Source organism: Streptomyces sp. NPDC057474, from assembly GCF_042802555.1.
GTDB lineage: Bacteria > Actinomycetota > Actinomycetes > Streptomycetales > Streptomycetaceae > Streptomyces.
Map to the genome: position 1 here is coordinate 1 of NZ_JBHVDX010000123.1, position 16,047 is coordinate 16,047.

The following is a 16,047-nucleotide window of genomic DNA, read 5'->3' on the forward strand; positions in this document are numbered from 1 at the left end:
CCGCAAACCACCAGCCCCGTCACCGCCCAAGCCACGATCCGAAACGGAACACGACTCAAGTGGCGACGGGAGAACTCAAAACCGGCTCACTAGGAACTCGGGGGTGCGCTGGTCGGGCGGCTGAGGGTCGTACGTGGTTGCTCGCGCGGTTCCCCGCGCCCCTGAAGAGCAGGGGCTGCGCACCTTGCTTTTCGGCCCGCAGGGGCCGTGTCCTTGAGGGGCGGGGAACTGCGCGACCAGCCCCCACGCAGCCGCACCGGCCCACTCGCCCCTGGCACCCCCGTGGCACTCTGGACGTATGCCTGAATTGCCCGAAGTCGAAGCGCTCCGGGACTTCCTGGTCGGGAGCCTTGTCGGTCACGAGGTCGTTCGCGTGCTGCCCGTGGCGATCAGTGTGCTGAAGACGTACGACCCGCCGGTCACCGCGTTCGAGGGGCGGGAGGTCACGGGCGTACGGCGGTACGGGAAGTTTCTCGACATCGAGGCGGACGGTGGTGAGCTGCACCTCGTGACCCATCTGGCCCGGGCCGGGTGGCTGCACTGGAAGGACCGGCTGCCGGACGGTCCGCCGCGGCCGGGCGGCAAGAGTCCGCTGGCGCTGCGGGTCGCCCTGGAGACGGGCGAGGGCTTCGACCTCACCGAGGCCGGGACGCAGAAGCGGCTGGCGGTGTACGTCGTACGGGACCCGGCGGAGGTTCCGGGCGTCGCCCGGCTCGGCCCGGACCCCCTCGCCGACGAGTTCGACGTGACCCGGTTCGCCGGGCTGCTCGCGGGTGAACGGCGGCAGATCAAGGGCGCGCTGCGGGACCAGAGCCTGATCGCGGGGATCGGGAACGCGTACAGCGACGAGATCCTGCACGCCGCGAAGATGTCGCCCTTCAAGCTGGCCTCGTCGCTGAAGCCGGAGGAGACCCGGCATCTCCACGAGGCGCTGCGTTCCACGCTCACCGAGGCCGTGGAGCGCTCCCGGGGACTGGCGGCCGGACGGCTGAAGGCGGAGAAGAAGAGCGGGCTCAGAGTCCACGGTCGGACCGGAGAGCCCTGCCCGGTGTGCGGTGACACCGTCCGAGAGGTCTCCTACAGCGACTCCTCGCTGCAGTACTGCCCGACCTGTCAGACGGGTGGCAAAACCCTCGCCGACCGACGGCTGTCACGGTTGCTCAAGTAGCGCGACCGTGGGGCCGGGGACACTCGGAGCGGCCCGAAACCGGGGCCGACCATGATCCGCAACCATTGAAGGTACGGACCAATATGGAGACTTCGGTGGCGGATTCGGCGGACCGATTCAGCGCCAGGCCGGGGCCTTGAGGGTCACCAGAAGCTCGCCCTCCTGGCTGCGCACCTCGAAGTGGCTGATGTCCTCGCGCTGCATGGCGGTGCCGCCCATCATCTCGGAGGCCTTGTCGGCGCCCTCGGGAGACTTCCAGTTGGCGGCGGTCTCCTCGGAGCCGTCCTTGCCGATCGCGACGAGCCGGCAGGCGTGGGCGCCGCCCGCCTCCTTGACCTTCAGCTCGATGTCGCTGCCCCAGATCCGGTCCTGGGCCTTGACCTCGGCCCACACGCCCGTCTTGGCGTCGGTGGCGGCGACGGTGTCCGGTGCCTCGCCCGGACCTGCGAGAACGGCCACGGCGGGGCCGCCCACGGCGATGACCACGGAGGCCGCCAGCGCGAACAGCCAGCGCCTGCGCTTCGCCCGGTGCCGGGCGGCCACCTCGTCGAGCAGCCGTCCCAGCATCCGGGGGCCGGGCGCCGCGAAGGGGTGCACCGCACGCGGTGTCGCGTTGCGGTACAGCATCAGCTGCCGGGCCGCCGGACGGAACTCGGTGACCTGTACCGCGCACTGCGGGCAGCCGCGGACATGGTCCTCGAAGTGGAACGAATCCACCTCGTCCAGCACGCCCAGCGCGTACGCGCCGACGTCGTGATGACGATCCTGGGACCACATGGCAATTCCTCGGGCCGGTGTGCGGTGGGGGTTGCTTCCTGCCCCCACCGGTACGGACCAGACCGGCGAATCACTCAAGCCCCACGACCAATGCCAACCAAAAGATTCGGAGCACTCCGCCGCGTGGATTGGTCCAGGACCGAAAAAGATGGTTCACCTAGGCCGGAACAGCCGGATGGCCGCCACCTGAACACGGGGTCGCCGGAGCTAGAAGAGATGGATCGCCAAGTGCCCCAGCGGCAGACCGAGCCGCCAGGCCGGCGTCCAGACCTTTGGACCGTCGTCCTCCCCCAGGACCGCGCCGCCGCCCGGCACCGCGTCCAGGTCGGGTGCGAGCAGCTCCGTCTCCTCCAGCCAGCGCCACGCCGCGGCCGCCAGCTCCAGGTCCGGTGACGGGCCGCCGGACTCCAGCGCCTCGGCGCTGAAGTCGGCCATGCGCTCGCACACCCAGTCCTGCCACGGCTGGTCGTACGCCGTCAGCGACAACCAGGTCTCCAGCTGGGTCACGACCCGGATGCCGGAGAGCTCACCACCCGCGTCCGAGAGGAAGATGGTCAGTGCCAGGGCGTCCCGCCCCGCACGGAACTCGAAGGATGTCGGCGGCATCAGGTCGCCCGTCCGCAGCAACTCCTCGGCGATGTACTCGGCATAGAACCACGCCATAGGGACGGCCAGTTCGCCGCCGCCGGCGCCGTCCGTGCTCTCTTGCCCTCTGTGCAGCATCCCTTCCTGCCTTCCTCCGGTGCGTGCGCGTCGCCCGACCCCGGGCCTGGAGACCAGGCCCCGGGCCCCCATCCGGAACACGGATAGAAGACAGCTGATTGCTCAACCGGGGTCCTCGGCAAGGCGCTTTACGGAGGTTTGACTCGGCCATGGGTTTCACCGCAGGTCGGCCGCATATCCCGGAAGCACCCGGCGCAGGGCGCGCAGCGCGTAGTACGCGCGAGACTTCACCGTACCGGGCGGGATTCCGAGGGTTTCGGCGGCTTCCGCCACACTCGCCCCCTGGAAGTACACCTGCACCAGTACTTCGCGGTGCTCGGGAGTGAGTGTCTTCACAGCTTCCCGCACATCGAGGGTCGCCACCGACCGTTCGGCGTGATCCGCCATCACGCGCGCGTTCTCCAGCACCGCGTCCCCCACCTCGGCGGGGCGCGCCTGCCGGGCCCGCCGCGCGTCTATGGCGAGCCGCCGCCCGACGGTGAGCAGCCAGGGGCGTACGGAGTCGAAGTCGTCGGCGCGCAGCGCCTCGGGGTGTTGCCAGGCGCGCACGAAGGTCTCCTGCACCAGGTCCTCGGCGCGATGGCGGTCCCCGTCGGAGAGCCGCAGCAGCAGGGCGAAGAGGGGGCGGCCGTGTTCGCGCTGGAGCTCGGCCAGCTCGTGTTCGGCGGTCGTCCCGTTGGTGATCGTGGTTCCGGCCGTCATGGCCGTATGGGAACGCGGGGCGTGTCGCGGGGACAGGGGCCGGTCATGGGTGTGCGGCGGGCGGTCGAACCTGTCGGCGAACGGTGCGACGAACGGTCTGCCGGTGTGTCGGGGCCCGGCCGGGCGACCCGCGCATCCGTGCGCCGGTATGCCTACTTGACTGTTGTGTATGCCTGTATGTGGATTCGTACCGACTCGTAATTAAATACGACCACAATGGGGTGCTCATCGATGACCGCATACCGGCGACCCACCGTCGCGGCTCTCGCCGTCCTCCTCCTCGCGATCGCCTGTCAGTACCAGGGCTCGCCCCCTCGCCCCGGCCCATCGGCCCCGGTCGGCGGCGGCTTCACCCTCGTGGCCTCCGGCGATGTCCTCCCGCACATGTCGATCATCGAGAAGGCGTCCACGGACGCAGGCGGCAACGGCTACGACTTCAGGCCGATGCTCGCGGGTGTGAAACCCGTGGTCTCCGAGGCCGACCTGGCGATCTGTCACATGGAGACGGTCTACGGGACGGACGGGAACTACAGCGGTTACCCCGCGTTCAAGTCACCGCCGCAGGTGGCGGAGGGGCTCGCGGCCACCGGTTACGACGTCTGCTCCACGGCCTCGAACCACACGCTGGACGACGGCGCGGCCGGTATCCATCGCACGCTGGACGCGCTCGATCGCGCCGGCGTGCGGCACGCGGGATCGGCGCGTACGGCGGAGGAGGCGCAGAGTCCGACGTTGATGCGCGCGGGGGGCGCTCAGGTGGCGCATCTGGCGTACACGTACGGGACGAACGGCATCCCGCTGCCGGCGGGCCGGCCCTGGGCCGTGAATCTGATCGACCGGGAGCGGATTCTGGCGGACGCGCGGGCCGCCCGGCGGGCGGGCGCCCATGTCGTGGTGGTGTCGCTGCACTGGGGGACGGAGTGGCAGGACACGCCGGATGCCCAGCAGTCGAGCCTGGGGCAGGAGCTCACGGAGGCGGCCACCGGCGGGCGGCCCGACATCGATCTGCTCCTCGGCACGCACGCGCACGTCCCGCAGGCGTACGAGAAGGTCAACGGGACCTGGGTCGTGTACGGGATGGGAGACCAGATCGCAGGAAGGATGGTCAACCACTCCGGGACGGTGGATCCGCGCGGCAACCAGGGCACCCTGGCCCGTTTCACCTTCGCACCGCCCGCGCGCGAGGGCGACCGCTGGGCGGTGTCGAAGGCCGAGTTCGTGCCGCAGTGGTTCGACCTCGGCCCGGGACGGGTCGTCAATCTCAACTCCGCGATCGCGTCCGGGGCGGGGGCGGAGGCCACCGCCGTACGCGACCGTATCCGGGACGTCGTCCTCAGCCGGGGTGCGGCGCAGGACGGGTTGGTCATGGGGCGGTAGACGCCGTGCGGGCCTCTCCGGGCCCGCCCTCGACTCGCACGGCAGCAGGAGACCTACGGCACCACCGTCGCCGGCCGGCGGCCCGCCTTCACCAGGCGCAGTGCCACCGAGCCGACGATGCGGTGGCCCGCCTGCCGGGAAACGCCTACCACGACCGCGTCCGCCTTGAGCTGCTGTCGGAGGCTGTTCGAGCGCTCGGGCTCCGGCGCGCGCCGGCGTGCGCCAGGGGCGCGGAAAACTACTCTCATCGGGTGTTTCCGTGCCGCCGCACCGGTGTCGTAGTGGTGCGCCGTCCCCGCCTTGGTCGACTGATGAGTCATGACGAAGGATCAGATGTTCACGCGTCGCCACTTGCTGACGGGCGGCGCAGCCCTGCTGGGCGCGGCCGGTACGGCGGGCACCGCCGCTCTGCTCATCGGCGACGGGGGCTCCGGTACGGCACCGACCCCCGCCGCGGGCCCCGCGGCCCGTCCTGCGCTCGAGCCCTCCTCGTACCGTCTCCAGCCCATCGCCGGATACGGCCCGCCCACCCGGCGCCGCACCCTCGTCCGGGCCGCCGTCCGTCGCGAGCCGTTCCTGCGGGTGGACGGGCGCGGCCGGAGCATGGTGCTGACCTTCGACGACGGCCCCGACCCCCGCTACACCCCGGACATCCTGCGCATCCTCCGCGACCACGACGTCCGGGCGATGTTCTTCGTGTGCGGCGAGATGGCGGTCCAGCACGAGGACCTGTTGCGGGAGATGGCCGACGACGGCCATGTGGTCGGCAACCACACCTGGTCCCATCCGCTGCTCACCACTCTCTCCCGGTCCAGGATCCATTCGGAGATGGCCCGCACCTGCGAGATCATCGAGAAGGCGTACGGCGAACCGCCGCTGTGGTTCCGTGCCCCGTACGGAGCCTGGAACCGGGCCGCGTTCCGGTTCGGCGCCGAACTCGGCATGGAGCCCCTGGCCTGGACCGTGGACACCCTGGACTGGCGGACGCCGGGCGCGCGCACCATCGCCGAGCGGGTGGAGGGCGGGGCGGGCCCCGGTGTCGTCGTGCTCTCCCACGACGCGGGAGGCGACCGCTCGCAGAGCGTGCGGGCGCTGCGCGACTATCTCCCCGGTCTGCTGGACTCCGGTTATCGCATCACCGTGCCCCAGCGGCAATACGCATAGCGGGATTCCCGTGGGCTTTCGCCCGCCCGCCCGGGGAACGCTCAGCGAACCGCGGCCAGGCGGGCGAACACGACGACGTTCCCGTCGTAGCCGTTCTGCTTGGAGAAACCGCCCCCGCAGGTGATGACCCGCAATTCGGGAATTCCGCTGTTCCCGTAGACCCGGTCACCCGGGAAGTTGTTCTTCTCGAAGACCTCGATGCCGTAGATCTCGAACACCGCGGTCTTTCTGTCCGCGCGCCGGATCTCGACCTTTCCGCCCTTCTTCAGCGCCCCGAGTCCGTAGAACACCGCGGGTCCCTGATCGTTGTCGACATGGCCGACGACGACGGCCGTGCCCTGCTCGCCGGGGGAGACCGCGCCGGTGAACCAGCCCGCGAGGTTCGGGTCCCGGGCCGGTGGCGCGTCGACCCAGCCCTGCGCGTCCAGCCCGACGGGCGTGGCCGGCGCGTCGACCCGGATCGAGGGGATCCGCACCCGGTCGACCATGGCGTACGGCAGCGGGTCGGGGACCTTGGTGAAGGTGCCGTGCGGCGTGCTGCGGCTGTCGGCGGCCGCCGCCGAGGCGGGCTGCGGCGGCCCCACGTCGAACTCCCCCGAGCCGTTCCGAATGAGAGCGAGGCCGGTCAGCAGAACAAGCGCTATCACGCCCCACGGAGCGCGCTTCTTCCGCGGCTCCTGCCATTCGGCCTCGGCCGGTCCGGACGAAGACATTCGCCATCCCCTCTCGACCCGGCCGTCGCCGTGTCCGTCGCGCATACGAAAACGCTAAGCGTGCCGCACGCCGACGGCGACGGGGCAGGTGCGAACGGGTGGCGGTGAAGAGCGGTTCTGCGCCATCCGAGTCGCCCGCCCACAGGAATTTTCTGACGGTCCGTGACCTGCGGTGATATCCGATCATGCGGAGATATCCCGGCGTGTCCCCTCACCAGGACGGACCATCGCCGAAATGCGGCCCCGCGCACGGCATCTGAGGGTCTTTCTGGGAGGCGCTTTCTCGCCGATCGACCGGGGACGGGACCCGGGGCGTCTTCCGCGGAGGATCACATGCGTACTTCTCGTGTCCTGGCGGCCTCGGCCGCCGCGGTCGCCCTGGTCGGTGTCGCCGCGCCGACGGCCGCCGCCTGGGACCAACCGAGCTCGGTCACGGCAGCCCCCGATGTCATCGCCCGTGGCGGGCAGCTCGTCCTCACCGTCAGCGGCGGTGACGCGTGCGCGATCGCCGGCAGCACGATCAGCTCGAACGCCTTCCCCACCACCAACCTCACCTCCATGGGCGGCAAGACCGCCACGGCCACGGTGCGGGTCAACTCCGACGCCAGCCCCGGCTCGTACAGCGTCACCACCAACTGCGAGGGCAAGCGCAAGACGTTCACCGGCGTCTTCACCGTCATCGGTGGTGTCCGCGGCGGTCTCGGCGGCAGCAGCTCCACCGGGGCCACGTCGACGGACATCGCGATCGGCGGCGGACTGGTGACGGCCGCGGTCGTCGGCGGTGGTGTGTTCTGGATGCGCCGCCGCTCCGAGAACAAGATCTGAGTCCGAGAGCAGATCCGAGTCCGAGAACAAGATCTGGCCCGCCCCTTCGGAGCACGGATCGTACGCAGCTTCGGAGCACGGATCGTACGCAGCACAGCCCTTCGCCCCGGAACCCGTAACGGTCCGGGGTGAAGGGCTGTCGGCGGTGCCGCGAGGAACGGCGGTCAGGTGCGGCTGCCGTCCTCGGGGCGGCGGCGCGACCAGTGCCAGGCCGCGCCCAGCGAACCCGCGACGAGCGCGGCGCCGAGGCCGATCTCGTGCAGGTCGAAGCCCCCGAGGGTGCCGCCGGCCCCGGCGTGGGAGCCCCGGGTGGGGTGGTGGGTGGGGTGATGGGTCGGGTGGCCGGTGGCGATGGTGAGATCCGTCCGGCCGCTCTCGTTGCCGCACCGGAACGTCACCTCGTACACCGTGCCGGGTCTGGCGTCCCGGTCGACGGTCGCCGTGGCCGAGGACTGGCCCCTGTGGATGGTGACGGTGTCGAAGACGCCCGAGGAGACGGTCGTCCTGTCGTGGCAGCCGTCGACGCGCAGGGTCACCTGACCGCCGGCGGCGATCGTCGAGGGCACGACACCGAAGCCGAACGACGTGATGTCGCCGGCCCGTGCCGCGTGCGCGGCGGGAGCGGTGAGGGAGAGGGCGGTCACGCCCAGCAGAGCGGCCGAAGCGACGCGTATCGCGCGCATGGATGAGCCTCCGGGTCCCCGAGGAGCCTGCTGCGGACCGTTTCCGCCTGCGCCTGAAATGCACCTCGATGACCGAAACGCTAGGAAGGCGCGCCCGATGGCGCGATCGCAGTCGCGCGAATGGGGCAAGCCTGTGCTCCGCACAGGGGACCGGCATGCGTACGGCCGGGGGGCCGGGCGCGGCGCGGCACCCGTCCCCCCGGCCGCAGGACCGGGCTTGAGGACCGTCACCCGCCCGCATTCGGGAACAGGGTCAGGAACGGATCCGCCGTGGCCGAGAGGCCCCGGCTGTAGGGCGCGTCGAAGTCCCAGACGAGGAACAGCAGGAACGCGATGAGGGCGGAGAACAGACCGGCGAGGATCAGCTCGCGAGGCGTCCGCCGGATCTGCAGGGCGAACACCATGCCGACCGTCACGACGGCGCCGATGATCAGGCCGAACCACACCACGCCGGGCATCGTCTCGCCGGTGGAGTCGGCGCGGCTGCCGCGCGCGGCGTCGGCCGTGGCCACCTGGTCGAGCAGCGGCTGATAGGCCTGCGCCTCGAAGTCGTTGCCCGGTTCGTAGTCGGTGACGTCGTGGCGGACGGTCGCGAAGAGTTCGGTGCCGCGCTCGGTCACCTCGCCCTTCTCGGCCATGGCCTTCCACTCGGTGGTCACGACGTGGCCGACGTAGGCGTCGATGTCCGCGCGGATACGGTCGCGCACGTCCTCGGGATACACCCGCACCCGCTCACTGATCTCGTGCAGGGCCTGCGCCTCCGCCTGGACCTGGTCCTGGGCGGCGCTGCGGGCCTCCCAGACACCGGCGATGGCCAGGCCCAGCACGATGGCGTACACCACGCCGATCATCATGGTGATGTACTCGATGACGTCCGGGGTCTCGGACGGGTCCTCGTCCGCGGGTGCGGCGTGATGCCGTACTACGGCCACGATGAGGACGACCAGACAGGCCGCCCCCATCGCGAGGGTGAGAACAAGCCATTCCGACAAGAGGTTCCTCCAGGGGTCAGCGCGGACGCAGGGCGGCGGCGGCGAACACCGCGGGCACGGTGACGAGCAGGGCGAGCGAGACGAGGGACGGACCGGAGCGCTTGGCCGCCGAGTGGGACGGGGCCCGGTACGGCGGATAGCTCACCGGCGTCGGCGAGACCTCGGGGCGGACGCTCGGCGTGGGTTTCGGCTTCGGGGTGGGGGGCGGGCTGGGGGCGGGCCGGGGCGCCTCGGTGACCGGCGGTGGCGGGGGCGGTGGCGGTGGTGGAGGCGGCGGTGGTGCGGGCCTCGGGGGCGGGGTCGGAGTCGGCTTCGGAGTGGGTGGGGGGTCCGGAGTGGGATCCGGGGTGGGCGTGGGCGACGGCGGCTTCGGCCGCGGTGGGGGAGTCGGGGTGGGCGTCGGCTCCGGTGGGCACGACGGCGAGGGGGTCGGTGTGGGCGTGGGGGGCGGCGACGGGGTGGTCTGCGGCACCGGCTCGCAGGAGTCGGTGCCCCCGATCGCCACGGCGACCGCGCCGCCGCTGTCCGCGCCGACGGTGGCGTACGCGCAGGCGTCGGCGACCGCCGTGCCGCTCGGTGCTCCGGTGAGGAGCCAGGTCAATGCGAGCAGGGCCGACAGTCGCAGGGCGAGAGCGGATCGGGTCCGCTGGGGTCCTTGCACGTCGGAGATCATCCGTGCTCGCGCGCCCGCGTACGCGAGAGCACGTACGGATTGCTCCAAAAGAGGGAAAAGCGGGCCCCGAAGGTTTGAGTGCGGGTGCCCGGTGCTGACTCCTCTTTCGATACCTCCGCGGGCGCCGCCGCGAGCCGCGTCACAGACTTCGGAAAGAAATTCGTGCAGCGTTGAACACATCAGCCACTCCCGCCCGTATTCAGGGCCAGTAAGCGGCGCAGTAGAGCGCTGCAACACCCACCGGATACACGGGGAGTTGGAATGAAGACCTCCTGGCGGAGCGCCTCACTCGTAGCGACAGCTGCGGCTGTACTGGTGCTGACGACGGCGTGCGGTCAGGAACAGGGGTCGACGTCCTCGCAGAACGTCGGCGCCGCTTCCACCCCGACGCTCGGTGCCGGAACCATCGCGGGCACCGGGACCGGTACGGCCGGCGCCGGCGCGGCCGGCTCCGGTACGTCGGACCAGGCCCAGTCCACCACGGCGGCCGCCGCGGGCCAGCTGACGGTGTGGAACAGCGACGAGTACGGCAAGGTCCTCACGGACAGCGCCGGACGCACCCTGTACCGATTCGACAAGGACTCTTTCGAGCCGCCGAAGACGACCTGCGAGGGCGAGTGCGCCACCACCTGGCCGCCGGTGCCCGCCTCGGGCGCCACCGCCGCCCAGGGTGTCGACAAGGCGCTGCTCGGCGAGGTCAGCCGTCCCGACGGCACCAAGCAGCTGACGGTCGGCGGCTGGCCCATGTACTACTTCGCCAAGGACACCAAGGCCGGTGACATCAAGGGCCAGGGACTCAAGGGCACCTGGTTCGCCTCGGACCCCAACGGCAAGAAGGCCTCCACCAAGGGCGGTTCCGGCGGCGGTGACGCGGGCGACGCCGGTGGTGAGGCGGTCGAGCAGGCCGGCCTGACCACCCGCAAGGACGCCAAGCTCGGCGAGATCGTCGTCGACAAGAACGGCATGACGGTCTACCGGTTCCTCAAGGACACCCAGTGGCCGATGTCGACCAAGTGCACCGACGCCTGCCTCGACAAGTGGCCCGTCGTCGCCCCGGTCGACAAGAACGACACCGAGGGAATCCTGCTGAAGGGCTACACGGTCTTCGACCGTCCCGACAGCATCAAGCAGCAGACCATCAACTGCATCCCGCTCTACACCTTCGCCAACGACAAGTCTCCCGGCGACACCAACGGCCAGGGTGTGGGCGGTACCTGGTTCGCCATCAACGGCGACGGAGAGCCGATCGGCGCAGACAAGTAAGGCCGCCTTCCCCACGCACCACCTCAGTGCGGCCGATCCAGGTCCGCCCCCCTCCGCACCGCACGGAGGGGGGCGGACCGCTTGGCATGCCCGGGCACAGCCGAACAGAGCTGCCCGGGCATGGTGTTGGTGGACCCGCGGCAACGTCCGGAGCCGAACAGGCATGGTCGGGGCGCCGGTTGGGCATGTGCCATCGGCAGCGACCTTGAACGGACGGTCAATTTCCGTTTTTGCTCGCCCCTGCGGCGGACGATCAGTAGCCTCAGCTCGAACACCGGATCGCCTACGCCACCACCGACGCGTTGGAGAGCATAGATGGAGCGTCCCGCCTGGGCGCCGCGGAGCATCGACATCTCGATGCCGTCCGTGGCGCGCATGTACGACTACTACCTGGGCGGTTCGCACAACTTCGAGGTCGACCGGGAGGCGGCCCGCAAGGCCATGGGGTTCATGCCGGGCCTGCCCAAGATCATGCAGGCGAACCGGGCGTTCATGCGCCGCGCCGTGCGGTACGCGGCCGACTCGGGCATCACCCAGTTCCTGGACGTCGGATCCGGGATCCCCACCTTCGGAAACGTGCACGAAATCGCCCAGAACGCCAGCCCCGGCGCACGGGTCGTCTACGTCGACCACGACCCGGTCGCCGTAGCACACAGCCAGGCGGTTCTGGAGGGGAACGACGACGCGGACGTGGTCGCGGCCGACGTCCGCAAGCCCCGCGACATCCTCACGAGCCCCCGCGTCGAGCGACTGATCGACCTGAACCGGCCGGTTGCCCTGCTCCTGGTTGCCATACTGCACTTCGTGGAGGACATGGACGACCCGTACGGAGCGGTGGCCGAGCTGCGCGACGCGCTCGCCCCCGGCAGCGTGCTCGTCGTCTCGCACGCCTCCTACGAAGGAATTCCGCTTCCCCAGGAGCGGGCCGAGGGCGCGGTGGACGTGTACAGGGACATTCGCAATCCGCTGATCATGCGCTCTCGAGGTGAGATCGCACGGTTCTTCGAGGGGTACGACATGGTGGAACCCGGACTGGTGCCGATGGCGAAGTGGCGGCCCGACACGGCTCCCGAGGACGAGGACCCGTACGCCTTCTCGGGGTTCGCCGGCGTGGGGACCAAGGCGTGAGGGCGGAGCCGGACGGGCCGGAGGACAGACTCCGCCGGTTCGCGACGATCTGGAGCCGCGCGGTCTTCCCCGCCACCTCCACGTCGCTGACCCGGCCCGAGTTCGAGGAACAACTTCTGCCGCTGGCCCGCAGGCTCAGCGAGGCGCTGCGGGCCAGGACGTACGACGCCGAGGAGGGCAAGGCCGTCGGCGCCGCCCTGGTCGGGGCGCACTGCACCGAGCCCGAGGCGCTCAGCCAGACCCTGGACTGCGTCGACGCCTACCTGGTGCTCTACTGCGGCGGCGACGGACCCCAGGAGGATCTGCGGGCCCGTGCCGCGCGGCTGCAGTCCGCGATGGCCGCCGGATACGCCGAGGCGCTGCGGCAGCGGACGCTGGGCGAGCAGGAGGCGATCGCCCGCGCGGCGCTGGAGGCCCAGGGCGCGGTCGCCCTGGCACTGCACGCGACCGAGGCCCGTTTCCGCGCGGTGTTCGAGGGCGCCGCCATAGGCATCGGCATCGCCGACCTCGAAGGCAACATCCTCCAGGTCAACGGCGCGCTGCTGCGCATGTTCGGGCTCACCGAGCAGGCGATGCGCGGGCGCCGCGTCCCCGAGTGGAAGCACCCCGAGGACGCGCCCCAGGTGTGGCGTCTCTACGAGGAGCTGGTCCGCGGCGAGCGCGAGCACTACCACACCGAAAAGGCGTTCCACCGACCTGACGGAACGGTCCTGTGGACCAACCTGACGGTGTCCCTGCTGCGTGACGCGGACGGCCGGCCCCAGTACCAGCTGGCCCTCATGGAGGACACCACCGAGCGCCGGCTGCTCAACCTCCGCCTCCGCTACGAGGCCACCCATGACGCGCTCACCGGACTGCCCAACCGCACCCTGTTCTTCGAGCGCCTGGAGAAGGCCCTAGCGGCGGGCGACGGCCAGCGCTTCGGCCTCTGCTACCTCGACCTCGACGGCTTCAAGACCATCAACGACAGCCTCGGGCACGCGGCCGGCGACCGGCTGCTCGTCGAGGTCGCCGACCGGCTGCAGTCCTGCGCGACCGCGCCCGGCGAGATGGTCGCCCGGCTCGGCGGCGACGAGTTCGTGGCGCTGACCACCGGCACCGACACCGAACGCGAGGTCGACGAACTCGCCGACCGCATCATGAACGCGCTGGTCACACCCGTACGCATCGACGGCAGGGAGCTCCTCGTCCGCGGCAGTATCGGCATCGTCGAGGGCCCGGCGGGGGAGCGCGGCCCGGCGGAGGTGCTGCGCAGCGCCGACATCACGATGTACCGGGCCAAGTCGGCGGGCGGCAACCGCTACGAGATGGCCGACGCGGAGGCCGACGCACGCGCCATCACCCGGCACGGGCTCACCACCGCGCTGCCCGCCGCGCTCGACCGGGGCGAGTTCTTCATCGAGTACCAGCCGCTGGTCCACCTCGGCGACGGCACCGTACGCGGCGCCGAGGCCCTGGTCCGCTGGCTGCACCCGCAGCACGGCGTGCTCGGCCCCGACCGCTTCATCCCGCTCGCCGAGCACACCGGCCTGATCGTGCCGCTCGGCCGCTGGGTCCTGGAGCAGTCGGTGCGTCAGGCCCGCGAGTGGCAGGAACGTCACGGCGGTACGGGAGCCACCGGCCCGCTGCGGGTCAACGTCAACCTGTCGCCGTGCCAGTTGACTCACCCCGGACTGGTCCAGGACACGGTGGACATCCTGGAGCGTGCCGGGCTCCAACCGGACGCCCTCTGCCTGGAGGTCACCGAGTCCGCCCTGATCGGCGCCGACGACGACCTGCTCAAACCCTTGCGCAGGCTCTCCGAGATGGGCGTCGACATCGCCCTCGACGACTTCGGCACCGGCTACTCCAACCTCGCCAACCTCCGCCGACTGCCGGTCCGGGTCCTGAAGCTGGACCGGTCGTTCACCCAGAGCATGCAGCAGTTCCCGGCCGACCCCGTCGACCTGAAGATCGTCGAGGGGATCGTCTCCCTCGCTCACAGCCTCGACCTCGCGGTCACCGTCGAGGGCGTCGAAACCGGCGCCCAGGCCGAACAGTTGCGGATACTGGGCTGCGACACGGCCCAGGGCTGGTACTACGCCCGCCCGGGCCCGCCGGAGCGGCTGCACGACCTGGCGTTGGTGGACGCGACGGGCTGAACGGCTGCCGGGCACGAGGGGGCTCACCGCTCCAGCAGCATCCGCTGCAGCTCCCTCGCCGCCCGTGGCGGAGCCACGTCACTCCGGTGGGCCAGGGCGATGGTGCGGTGGAGGCCGGGGCGGGCCAGTGGGGTGACCCGCAGGCCCCGGCCCGATCGGGTGGCGACCATACGGGGGACGACGGCGACACCCAGGCCGGCCCGGACGAAGCCAAGGACCGCGTCCATCTCGCCGCCCTCGACCGCGAAGTCCGGCTCGAAGCCCGCGGAGCGGCATGCGGCGACGGTGAGTTCGCGCAGGTCGTAGCCGTGGCGGAACATGACCAGGCGCTCGCCCTCCAGGTCGGGGACGCGGACCGTACGGCGGCCGTTGCCGGGCTTGGGCGCGTCCGGGGACGAGACCACGACCAGGTCCTCGCGCAGCAGCTCCACCGTGGTCAGGGCGGGGGAGGGAGTGGGGAGGGGCAGGACGACCAGGGCCAGGTCGAGGGCGCCGCGCGCGAGCTGCCGTACGAGGTCGTGGGAGCCGCCCTCCTCGATCAGCAGCCGGATGCCGGGGTAGCGGTCGTGGAAGGCGCGCAGGACGTCGGGGAGCAGACCCGTGCACAGGCTCGGGGTCGCGCCGAGCCGGACCCGGCCCCGCCGCAGCTGCACCAGCTCCTGCACCTCCTGCCGGGCGGTGTCCGTGTCCGCGAGGATGCGGCGGGCCAGCGGCAGCAGCGCCTCACCGGCGTCCGTGAGTGTGATGTTGCCCCGTGCCCGCTGGAAGAGGTCCGCCCCCAACTCCCGTTCCAGCGCCTTGATCTGCTGCGAGAGCGACGGCTGCGCCACATGGACCAGCTCGGCGGCCCGGGTGAAGTGCCTGGTCTCGGCGACCGCCACGAAGTACTGGAGCTGCTGGAACTGCATCTCTCCACGATACGGGACGATAGTCTTCGGCTATCGAATCGAGCTGTTTCATGTCTTGGACCGATGGGGTGATGCGGTTCTAGCGTCATGGGCATGGCTCTGGCAACGCGGACGGAACGGGCGGAACGAAAACCGTCCTTGGCGCGCTCGGTTTGGGACAGCTCCCTCGGCAAGAAGACGGTGATGGCCGTCAGCGGACTGATCATGCTGGCGTACCTGGTCGTCCACATGCTGGGCAACCTCAAGATCTTCTTCGGCTCGGACGAGTTCAACGGCTACGCGCACTGGCTGCGCACCCTCGGCGAGCCCTTCCTGCACTACGAGTGGGCCCTGTGGATCGTCCGCGTGGTCCTCGTCGCCGCGGTCGTCGCCCACGCCACGGCCGCCTACCAGCTCAGCCGCCGCGACCTCAGGGCCCGGCCGGACAAGTACGTCCACAAGAAGCGCCGGGCGAGCTACGCGACCCGCACCATGCGCTGGGGCGGCGTCATCCTCGGCCTGTTCATCGTCTGGCACATCCTCGACCTGACGACCGGCACCGTCCATCCGAACGGCTTCGAGGCCGGACACCCGTACCAGAACGTGATCGACACCTTCTCCACCTGGTACGGCAACGTCATCTACATCGCCGCTGTGCTCGCGCTCGGCCTGCACATCCGGCACGGCTTCTGGAGCGCCGCCCAGACCCTCGGCGCCGGCAGCCGCACCCGCGACCGCGCCCTGAAGACCACCGCGAACGTACTGGCTCTGGTGCTGACCGTGGGCTTCGTCTCCGTACCCGTCGCCGTCATGACCGGAGTGGTGAGCTGA

At 70.7% G+C, this 16,047-nt stretch carries 16 protein-coding genes and 1 pseudogene; 8 read left to right on the forward strand and 9 right to left on the reverse strand.

Annotation, left to right across the window (positions count from 1 at the left end; all coding sequences use genetic code 11):
• Positions 1–298 precede the first annotated feature (298 nt).
• Positions 299–1,168, forward strand: a complete 870-nt coding sequence (locus tag ACFU53_RS28850; RefSeq protein ID WP_383998494.1) for an Fpg/Nei family DNA glycosylase — start codon at positions 299–301, stop codon at positions 1,166–1,168.
• Positions 1,169–1,285: 117 nt separating this feature from the next.
• Here the strand turns inward: ACFU53_RS28850 and ACFU53_RS28855 are convergent, their stop codons facing one another.
• From ACFU53_RS28855 to ACFU53_RS28865, 3 genes are all read right to left on the reverse strand, one after another.
• Positions 1,286–1,945 carry a hypothetical protein gene (locus ACFU53_RS28855; protein WP_383998497.1) on the reverse strand — a complete coding sequence of 220 codons (660 nt, stop codon included), beginning with the start codon at positions 1,943–1,945 and terminating at the stop codon, positions 1,286–1,288.
• A gap of 207 nt (positions 1,946–2,152) precedes the next feature.
• A complete protein-coding gene (locus ACFU53_RS28860) occupies positions 2,153–2,668 on the reverse strand; it encodes a hypothetical protein (protein ID WP_383998500.1) in 516 nt (171 codons plus the stop codon).
• Positions 2,669–2,824: 156 nt separating this feature from the next.
• Complete coding sequence (locus ACFU53_RS28865) at positions 2,825–3,370, reverse strand: sigma-70 family RNA polymerase sigma factor (RefSeq protein WP_383998503.1); 546 nt, start codon at positions 3,368–3,370, stop codon at positions 2,825–2,827.
• A 231-nt stretch (positions 3,371–3,601) separates the two neighbouring features.
• On the opposite strand from ACFU53_RS28865, the gene ACFU53_RS28870 reads away from it, so the two are divergent.
• Positions 3,602–4,747, forward strand: a complete 1,146-nt coding sequence (locus ACFU53_RS28870) for a CapA family protein (RefSeq protein WP_383998506.1) — start codon at positions 3,602–3,604, stop codon at positions 4,745–4,747.
• A gap of 53 nt (positions 4,748–4,800) precedes the next feature.
• Here ACFU53_RS28870 and ACFU53_RS28875 read toward each other — a convergent pair.
• Positions 4,801–4,920 (reverse strand): annotated as a pseudogene (locus ACFU53_RS28875) (universal stress protein); the annotation flags it as partial.
• Between the two features lie 145 nt (positions 4,921–5,065).
• Between ACFU53_RS28875 and ACFU53_RS28880 the strand changes: the two are divergent.
• Positions 5,066–5,911, forward strand: coding sequence for a polysaccharide deacetylase family protein (locus ACFU53_RS28880; protein ID WP_383998509.1), 846 nt, complete (start codon positions 5,066–5,068; stop codon positions 5,909–5,911).
• 41 nt (positions 5,912–5,952) lie between these two features.
• Here ACFU53_RS28880 and ACFU53_RS28885 read toward each other — a convergent pair whose 3' ends face one another.
• Positions 5,953–6,624: a class F sortase gene (locus ACFU53_RS28885; RefSeq protein ID WP_383998512.1), complete on the reverse strand. Its 672-nt coding sequence runs from the start codon at positions 6,622–6,624 to the stop codon at positions 5,953–5,955.
• 333 nt (positions 6,625–6,957) lie between these two features.
• On the opposite strand from ACFU53_RS28885, the gene ACFU53_RS28890 reads away from it, so the two are divergent.
• A complete protein-coding gene (locus ACFU53_RS28890; protein WP_383998515.1) occupies positions 6,958–7,449 on the forward strand; it encodes a hypothetical protein in 492 nt (163 codons plus the stop codon).
• Positions 7,450–7,613: 164 nt separating this feature from the next.
• Here ACFU53_RS28890 and ACFU53_RS28895 read toward each other — a convergent pair whose 3' ends face one another.
• The 3 genes from ACFU53_RS28895 to ACFU53_RS28905 form a co-directional block, all read right to left on the reverse strand.
• Complete coding sequence (locus tag ACFU53_RS28895) at positions 7,614–8,132, reverse strand: hypothetical protein (protein WP_383998518.1); 519 nt, start codon at positions 8,130–8,132, stop codon at positions 7,614–7,616.
• Between the two features lie 227 nt (positions 8,133–8,359).
• Positions 8,360–9,124, reverse strand: a complete 765-nt coding sequence (locus ACFU53_RS28900; protein WP_383998521.1) for a hypothetical protein — start codon at positions 9,122–9,124, stop codon at positions 8,360–8,362.
• A 16-nt stretch (positions 9,125–9,140) separates the two neighbouring features.
• Positions 9,141–9,785 (reverse strand): hypothetical protein, encoded by a 645-nt coding sequence (locus ACFU53_RS28905; RefSeq protein WP_383998524.1) that lies wholly within the window; start codon positions 9,783–9,785, stop codon positions 9,141–9,143.
• A gap of 273 nt (positions 9,786–10,058) precedes the next feature.
• Here ACFU53_RS28905 and ACFU53_RS28910 point away from each other — a divergent pair, with 273 nt between their 5' ends.
• From ACFU53_RS28910 to ACFU53_RS28920, 3 genes are all read left to right on the forward strand, one after another.
• Positions 10,059–11,060: an SCO0930 family lipoprotein gene (locus ACFU53_RS28910; RefSeq protein ID WP_383998527.1), complete on the forward strand. Its 1,002-nt coding sequence runs from the start codon at positions 10,059–10,061 to the stop codon at positions 11,058–11,060.
• 315 nt (positions 11,061–11,375) lie between these two features.
• Positions 11,376–12,188 carry an SAM-dependent methyltransferase gene (locus tag ACFU53_RS28915; protein ID WP_383998530.1) on the forward strand — a complete coding sequence of 271 codons (813 nt, stop codon included), beginning with the start codon at positions 11,376–11,378 and terminating at the stop codon, positions 12,186–12,188.
• A complete protein-coding gene (locus ACFU53_RS28920; protein ID WP_383998533.1) occupies positions 12,185–14,329 on the forward strand; it encodes a putative bifunctional diguanylate cyclase/phosphodiesterase in 2,145 nt (714 codons plus the stop codon). Before ACFU53_RS28915 ends, ACFU53_RS28920 begins: the two co-directional genes overlap by 4 nt.
• Positions 14,330–14,352: 23 nt before the next feature.
• On the opposite strand, the gene ACFU53_RS28925 is transcribed toward ACFU53_RS28920, so the two are convergent.
• Complete coding sequence (locus tag ACFU53_RS28925) at positions 14,353–15,237, reverse strand: LysR family transcriptional regulator (RefSeq protein ID WP_383998535.1); 885 nt, start codon at positions 15,235–15,237, stop codon at positions 14,353–14,355.
• A gap of 138 nt (positions 15,238–15,375) precedes the next feature.
• On the opposite strand from ACFU53_RS28925, the gene ACFU53_RS28930 reads away from it, so the two are divergent.
• A complete protein-coding gene (locus ACFU53_RS28930) occupies positions 15,376–16,047 on the forward strand; it encodes a succinate dehydrogenase (RefSeq protein ID WP_383998559.1) in 672 nt (223 codons plus the stop codon).